We start from the raw sequence: 7,376 nt of genomic DNA, 5'->3' as shown, positions 1-7,376 counted from the left end.
GGGGGGGGGGGCGGGTTTCTACTTGGGGGGTCTTCCTACCCCTCTGGTGGGTGGTGGGGGGCTACCCCCTGCCTCCTCCGCCGGGCCCCTCTGCTAGTGAGACGAGAACAGCATGCCTCTCAGCGGCGAATACCAGCCGAGCCCGGACCAGTGGGTGCGCGACCAGGTCGCGTTGTACGAGAGTTCCGGGGGCACCGAGGGAACGACCATGAAGGGTGTGCCCGTTGTCGTCCTCACCACCCTCGGGGCCAGGAGCGGCAAGATCCGCAAGACCCCGCTGATGCGGGTGGAGCACGGCGGGACGTACGCCGTGGTGGCCTCGCAGGGCGGTGCGCCCACCCACCCCACCTGGTACTTCAACGTGGCCGCACACCCGCAGGTGGAGCTGCAGGACGGCGGCGTACGGCAGGACATGGCGGCCCGCGAGGCCGTGGGCGCCGAGCGGGAGCTGTGGTGGTCCCGCGCGGTCGAGGTCTGGCCGGACTACGCCGAGTACCAGACGAAGACGGACCGGGTGATCCCGGTCTTCGTACTGGAGCCGGTGGGCGACGGCAGCTGATCCCAGCATCCCAGCGAGCGCAGCACGGCGAGTAGTTGGTGGGGGCAACCACGGATCGCGCGCACGACGGCCACGGCCGGTGTGACGGTGCCCGTGGCCGGCCCGCCCGCCGTGCTGCGGCCTCCCCCGGGGAGGCCGGGGGTGAGGAAGAGAGTCCCGGTACGGCAGCCGTCAAGGGAGCAGAAAGAGCCAGGACGTGGTGGTGGGGTAGCGGAGACATTGTTTGTACGCCGACAATGCGGTCACCCTTCGCCGTCCGGGGGCCACCGGGCTCCCGGGGCCGAACCGAGAGGACCGACCACCACCATGCGCAAGCCTCTCCTCGCCACCCTCACCGCCGTGACCCTCGGTGCCGCCGCCCTCGCGGGCACCACGGGCACGGCAGCCGCAGCACCCGCCGGAGCGGACGGGACAACCCCCACCGCCGCGCACCCCGCCACCGCGCCCGCCAAGGCGGCAGCCGCCTCCTTCGCGGGCACCGTGGCGCTCAGCAACTGCTCGGGCTCCCTGATCCGCATGCCGAACTCGCAGGCCTCGGACCCGGGCCTGGTCCTGACGAACGGCCACTGTCTGGAAACCGGCTTCCCGAGCGCGGGTCAGGTCATCACCGGCCAGTCCTCCACCCGCAGCTTCACCCTGCTCAACGCCTCGGCGGGCACAGCCGGAACGCTCAAGGCGAACAAGGTCGTCTACTCGACGATGACCGACACGGACGTCACGCTCTACCAACTGACCAAGACCTACGCCCAGATACAGCAGTCCACCGGAATCGCGCCGCTGACCCTGTCCGCCGGCCACCCGGTGCAGGGGCACGCGATCAACGTGGTCTCCGGCTACTGGAAGCGGGTCTACTCCTGCTCCGTCGACGGATTCGCGTACCGCCTCAAGGAAGACCAGTGGACCTGGAAGGACTCCGTCCGCTACACCCCGCAGTGCCAGGTCATCGGAGGCACCTCGGGCTCCCCGGTCATCGACACGACGACCGGGCAGGTCACGGCGGTCAACAACACCATCAACGAGAGCGGTGAGCGCTGCACGCTCGACAACCCCTGCGAGGTGAACGAGCAGGGTGCCGTCACCGTCCGCGAGGGGATCGGATACGCCGAGGAGACGTACGGCATACCCGCCTGCTTCACGACGGGCAACAAACTCAACCTGTCGGCCGCGGGCTGCACACTGCCGAAGCCGGCAGCGGCACGACCGGCTTCCGCACGCTGAATCGAGCGGGGCGGGGAGGGGAAGGCTCCGGTTCCGGCCGGCTCCCCTCCTCCCCCCATGCCTCTGCCACCAGCTCGTTCCTGGTTGATCACCCGAGGGCGGGGTAGCGGAGTGGCATGGCCCCCGAGAACGCTTCCACTCCTGAGACCGGTTACGTGCAGCCCGAGATCGACGTCTCCTCGCTGACCGGCGTACTCGACGGCGAGTACGCCGGGATCCGCGACCTCGTCCGCACCAATCTGACGACGTACGCCTCCCTCCTCGAAGAGGCCGACGAGCTCGGCATCGACGCCTTCCGTGAGCGGGTGCGTGAGGTCGTCGTCAAGATGGCCGCGACGGGCCAGACCGGCATGGGCTTTCCCACGGAGTACGGCGGGGGCGGCGATGTCGGCGCCTCGATCGCCGCGTTCGAGACAATGGCTTTCGGCGATCTGTCGGCCCTGGTGAAGGTCGGCGTGCAGTTCGGACTCTTCGGCGGCGCGATCCTGCAACTGGGCACCGGACGCCACCACGACGCCTACCTCCAGGACCTGATCACCGGGGAGCTCATGGGCTGCTTCGCGATGACGGAGACCGGGCACGGCTCCAACGTCCAGGCGCTCTCCACCGTCGCGCGGTACGACACCGCGAGCCGGGAGTTCGTCATCACCACCCCCCACGACCAGGCGCGCAAGGACTACATCGGCAACGCGGCCCGCCATGCCGAACTGGCGGTCGTCTTCGCCCAGCTGGAGGTGGGCGGCGACTCCCAGGGCGTGCACGCCTTCGTCGTACCCCTGCGCGCCGGCGGGAAGACGGTGCCCGGCGTCCGGATCGAGGACGACGGCCGCAAGATGGGGCTCAACGGTGTGGACAACGGCCGCATCTGGTTCGACGGCGTGCGGGTGCCACGCGAGGCGCTGCTGAACAGGTTCGCCGACGTCACGCCCGAGGGCGTCTACGAGAGCGGGATCGACAATCCCAACCGGCGCTTCTTCACCATGCTCGGCACTCTGGTGCAGGGAAGGGTCAGCGTCGCAGGTGCGGGCATCAGCGTCGCCAAGGTCGCCCTGACGATCGCCACGAAGTACGCCGTACAGCGACGGCAGTTCGAGGCCGCACCGGACACCGGCGAGCAGGTGCTCCTCGACTACGGCCTGCATCAGCGCCGTCTGCTGCCGCTCATCGCCCGGACGTACGCCCTGCACTTCGCGCAGGACGAGGTACGTACCCAGCTGCACGAGGTCTTCTCCGGCATCGAGGACAACGCGCAGGCGCGGCGCCGGCTGGAATCACAGGCCGCGGGTATCAAGGCACTGGGGACGTGGCACGCCACCCGGGTCGTCCAGGAGTGCCGCGAGGCGTGCGGAGGCGCCGGTTATCTCGCCGTGAACCGGTTCGCCGCCCTCAAGAGCGACAGCGATGTCTTCACCACCTTCGAGGGCGACAACCATGTCCTGCTGCAGCTCGTGGCAAAGGGGCTGCTCACCGACCACGCGAGCGAGTTCGAGGACCTCGACCAGCTCGGCACGGTCCGCTATGTCACCAATCTCGCCGTCGAGACGGTCATCGAGCGCACGTCGGCCCACAAACTGCTCGAACGCGTACGGGACCTGCTGCCCGGCGGCGACGAGTGGGACCGGGAGGCCGGCCTGCTCGACTCGGAGTACCAGCTCGCCATGGTCCGCTTCCGCGAGCAGCACATGCTCGCCGGCCTGGCCCGGCGGATCAAACGCGGCATCGACCAGAAGAATGATCCCGGCGCCGTCTTCTCCGAAGTGCAGGACCACGTCATCGCACTGGCCCGCGCGCACGTCGAGCGGCTGGTGACAGAGGCGTTCGTCAACCGCGTGCGGGCGCTGCCCGAAGGCGCCGAGAAGACGGTGCTCGCCCTCCTCTGCGACCTGTTCGCCCTGTCGACCATCGAGGCGGACCGGGCCTGGTTCATGGAGCACGGGCGGCTGACCGTCCAGCGTTCCAAGGCGATCAGCCGTGAGGTGAACGCCCTCTGCCGCAAGGTCCGCCCCCTCGCGGTCGACCTCGTCGACGCGTGGGGCATCCCCTCGGCCGTACTGCGGGCGCCGGATCTCGTGGACTGACCCGACGCGCGCCGTTCCTGCTCACCGAGCGAGGACCGCTCGCGACGCGAGAACCGCTCACGAGGCCAGGACCGCGGCGAGCTCACCCGGCCTGGCGGCGAACGGGCTGTGGCTGCCGGGCAGCGTATGTACGGTGAACGGGTTGCGCGGGAAGGCCCGGTCGGCTTCCGCGATCATCAGGTCCTGCACGGCCGGTGCCAGCGCCCGGTCCTCTGCGCAGCGCAGGAAGGTGCGCGGGAGCCGCCCCCACCGCGCTGCGGTCACGGTGACCGGAGTCGTCGGGATCGCCAGCGGCAGATCGGGGCTCAGCGCGGACCGCCACCGGTCGAAGCGGTCCAGGGGGGTGTCGTGGTAGTGGGTCTCCCGCAGTTCGTCGAGGTAGGCGGGGCTCGGTGAGAGCGGATTGATCCGTACGGCGCCCAGGGCCCCGGGGTCGCCGAGGTTCAGGTTCTGGCCCAGCGCGGTGGCGTTCTCGGGTGAGCCCAGGTAGTCGGAGAACCGCGGTCTGCCGGCCGGGACGAACGCGGACAGGTAGACGACCCGGTCCACCAGTTCGGGCGCCCACTCCGCGGCCAGGGACGCGGGACCGCCACCCGCGCTGTGCGCCACGAGCACGACGGTGCGGTGGTGGCGTACCTGGCGCAGGACCCTCAGCACCGCCTCGGCGCAGTCGTCCAACGTCACGGTGGCGAGCCGTGACTTCTCGGTCAGCAGGCCGGGCTGGCCTGGCAGCAGGTAGCCGGAGGGCAGGGGTGCGTCGAAACCGTGCCCCGGCAGGTCGACGGCCAGGCTCGCAGCGCCCAGACCGGCCAGCGCACGCTGTGTCGCCGACCACTGAGCGGAGCTGTGCCAGGCGCCGTGCACGAGAACGAAGACGGTGCCCGTCCTCGGAGTTGCGTTCTTCATGGCTCCATTCCAGACAGGAACCTCAGCGTCATCCATTCCTAGATCTGGTAAGCGGCATGGCAATATCTCTGAGGTATCGCCGGAAGAGGGCAGCCGACGGGTAGAGGGGGGTCATGGAGGCGCGACATCTGCGGTACGCGGTTGCTCTCGCCGCTCACGAACACTTCGGCCGGGCAGCGGGCGAGCTGGGCATCGCGCAGCCGCCGCTGTCCAAGCAGATCGCCGATCTGGAGCGCGAGGTCGGGGCCCGGCTGTTCGACCGCACACGTCAGGGGGTGTTCCCGACCGCCGCCGGCGAGGCGTTTCTCGTACGGGCGCGCCGGGCGCTGGACGAGATCGCCGCGGCCACGGTCGACGCGGGCCGGGCCGCGCGTGGCGAGACGGGACGGCTACGCCTCGGCTTCATCGCCTCGGCGCTGCTCGACCCGCTGCCGGGCGTCCTGAGCCGGTTCGGCCGTGAACGGCCCGATGTGCGGCTGGAACTGCACGAGATGTCGACCGGCCGCAGCAGCACCGCTCTCGTCGCCGGGGAGCTGGATGTGGCCATCACTCTCGGCCCGCCACGGGGCTCCGGGGCCGAGCGTCTCGTATCCGTCCCTATCGGACGCGACCATGTGATCGCCGTGGTGAGTACGGTGCACCCGTACGCGGGGCAACCATCCGTGAGCGTCGAGCAGTTGCGGCGACAGCCGCTGATCGTCTCCGCCGGCGAGGACGAGCCCGCCGTCGTAGCCGGACTGCGTGCCCTTCTGGGCGCGGACTCATCGGCTCTCGGCGGTGCGACCGTCGCGAGGGACGTGCACACGATCATGGGCCTCGCCGCCTCCGGCGTGGGCGTCGGCCTGGGGCCGTCCCGCATGAGGGCGGTCCCCCGTCCGGGGACGCGGTTCTGTGAAGTGACCCCGCGCACGCCCCTGCCCGATCTCGTCCTGTCCTTCACGGTCCGCGACCACTCCCCGGTGCTGCACGCCTTCCTCGACACCATCCGGAAGAACTGCCCGGCCGTCGGCACCGCACTCGACGACCGGCTCCGACTCTCTGCCTGATCTCCGGGGCGGTCATCCTCCGCACGCACGCTGACCGGCCTTCCGGCGCGACCTGAGCGTCGCACCCGACAACAGGGCGAGAACGCTTGCGCAGTCTCGCGCGGGACGTCGTCGGCTCAGCGGCCCGTTCCCAGCTACGCAGCCACCGGGGCGCTGCCCAAGTCGGCAGCGCCCCGGCACACTGCCCTCATGGGGACGAGCGAAGCAGCACCGGAGGCGTGGAGGGAGTGCCGGGCATGCGCGGAAAGCATCCGCAGGGCTGGGGATGCTCACGCCCCTGACGCGGCCGCCGGTCGCCATGACCGCTTCCGCACCTGGAAGATCAGTACGGAATCCGGTGAAGCACTCACCACCACGCTCATCGGCCTGGCGATCCATGCCCAGCTCCAGGACCAGCGTGCCGCAGCACCACCCGCGACCTCGCAGAACGTCCTGGGCGGAATGCCGCTTCAAACATTGGCGGAGGACCTCAACTCCCGCCCGCGCCACGAACTGTTCTCCGGTCTCCCCCAGGGACTTCCCGTCGAGGACCGGACCCGGATCGAGGCCCTGCGGCTGATGACGTACAGCGTCCGGCCCACAGCGGCTCTGTCGCTGGAGCGCCTCATCCAGACAGCGCGCACCGTCATCCTGGAAGCGGCCGGATCAGCTGGTTCAGGCGGCCCCGCGGCGACTCCGGGGCGATCCTGACCCGGATCCCCGCCGGAAAGGCTCGGCGCGCCGGCCCAGCGGGATGCACCGGCGGCCGCAGCAGAACGGGCATGCGCGGGCGAGGACTGGGCCCCAATCGGTCGTGTCGGTGTCGGAGGCCGTATCGATCCGCAGGCATCCGTCCGTGCCGAACATCTCGGTCAACAGCGACAGGTGGGCTCGGGCCATACTGCGGCCGGAGAATTCTCCGGCGGTCACCCGCGCCCCTCCAGGTTCGCCCACACGACCCTTCCCCAACGTCGCTCATCCGTACCCCAGTCGGCCGCCGGCGCCGTCACCAGTAACAGGCCGCGCCCCTCCTCGTCACCGTCGCCCGCCTCGCGCACCACGGGCCGCGCCCGTGAGAAGTCCGCGACGGCCACGCGGACCCTCCGCACGGCCGTGCGCTCCACCACCACGCGGATGGATTCCCGCCGGGCGTGCTGCACGGCATTGGCCACCAGCTCGGAGAGGGCCGTCGTTCTCGCCGGTGGTGGAGACCCCGGGCGGGTCGCCCAGGAGCGTGGTCAGCTCCACACCGAGGCCGTTCGCCAGAGCATGCAGCGTAGGGAGGCGGGCCGAGTGCTTACGCCCCTGCTCAAGCTGACGGATCACATCGACGGACACGCCGGAGCCCTCGGCCAGTTGTTCTTGAGTCATGGAGGCCAGACGGCGCAAGCGGCGCAGGGTCCGTCCCAGGTCTTCGTTTGCCACCTGGCCACGGTACGCCGCCGGGCTACGGTGCTTCTTCAGCAGCAGGCAGTTTCGTGAGCCAGGGAGGCTTACTGAAAGGATCTCCCTGGCGCCGATCCCCGGTACGTCCTCGACCGCGCACCCGGAGGAGAACGTCGCGGCGGCGACGGTGCGACTGAGCCCGGT

The 7,376-nt window shown here is 70.2% G+C and carries 7 protein-coding genes and 1 pseudogene; 5 read left to right on the top strand and 3 right to left on the bottom strand.

Translation table 11 applies throughout. The annotated features are described in order from the left end of the window. The first annotated feature begins 112 nt into the window (after positions 1-112). From ACFXBC_RS26485 to ACFXBC_RS26475, 3 genes are all read left to right on the top strand, one after another. Entirely contained in the window at positions 113-559 is a 447-nt protein-coding gene (locus tag ACFXBC_RS26485; RefSeq protein ID WP_385029409.1) for a nitroreductase family deazaflavin-dependent oxidoreductase, read from the top strand. A 306-nt stretch (positions 560-865) separates the two neighbouring features. Then, positions 866-1,777, top strand: a complete 912-nt coding sequence (locus ACFXBC_RS26480) for a serine protease (protein WP_385029406.1) — start codon at positions 866-868, stop codon at positions 1,775-1,777. Positions 1,778-1,893: 116 nt separating this feature from the next. Beyond that, positions 1,894-3,855 carry an acyl-CoA dehydrogenase gene (locus tag ACFXBC_RS26475; RefSeq protein ID WP_385029403.1) on the top strand — a complete coding sequence of 654 codons (1,962 nt, stop codon included), beginning with the start codon at positions 1,894-1,896 and terminating at the stop codon, positions 3,853-3,855. Positions 3,856-3,912: 57 nt separating this feature from the next. On the opposite strand, the gene ACFXBC_RS26470 is transcribed toward ACFXBC_RS26475, so the two are convergent. Further along, positions 3,913-4,761 carry an alpha/beta hydrolase gene (locus ACFXBC_RS26470; protein WP_385029400.1) on the bottom strand — a complete coding sequence of 283 codons (849 nt, stop codon included), beginning with the start codon at positions 4,759-4,761 and terminating at the stop codon, positions 3,913-3,915. A gap of 113 nt (positions 4,762-4,874) precedes the next feature. On the opposite strand from ACFXBC_RS26470, the gene ACFXBC_RS26465 reads away from it, so the two are divergent. Both ACFXBC_RS26465 and ACFXBC_RS26460 read left to right on the top strand, forming a co-directional pair. Beyond that, the gene (locus ACFXBC_RS26465; protein WP_385029397.1) at positions 4,875-5,807 is read left to right on the top strand and encodes a LysR family transcriptional regulator; all 933 of its coding nucleotides are present in this window, start codon (positions 4,875-4,877) and stop codon (positions 5,805-5,807) included. Between the two features lie 189 nt (positions 5,808-5,996). Next, the gene (locus ACFXBC_RS26460; protein ID WP_385029394.1) at positions 5,997-6,497 is read left to right on the top strand and encodes a hypothetical protein; all 501 of its coding nucleotides are present in this window, start codon (positions 5,997-5,999) and stop codon (positions 6,495-6,497) included. 215 nt (positions 6,498-6,712) lie between these two features. Here the strand turns inward: ACFXBC_RS26460 and ACFXBC_RS26455 are convergent, their stop codons facing one another. Then, entirely contained in the window at positions 6,713-6,916 is a 204-nt protein-coding gene (locus tag ACFXBC_RS26455; protein WP_385029391.1) for an ATP-binding protein, read from the bottom strand. A 13-nt stretch (positions 6,917-6,929) separates the two neighbouring features. Next, positions 6,930-7,211 (bottom strand): annotated as a pseudogene (locus ACFXBC_RS26450) (helix-turn-helix domain-containing protein); the annotation flags it as partial. Positions 7,212-7,376: the final 165 nt, after the last annotated feature.

This window comes from Streptomyces sp. NPDC059398, from assembly GCF_042751845.1.
Taxonomy (GTDB): domain Bacteria; phylum Actinomycetota; class Actinomycetes; order Streptomycetales; family Streptomycetaceae; genus Streptomyces.
Note: the sequence above shows the minus strand (reverse complement) of the source record. Positions and strands in the feature narration are given on the sequence as shown.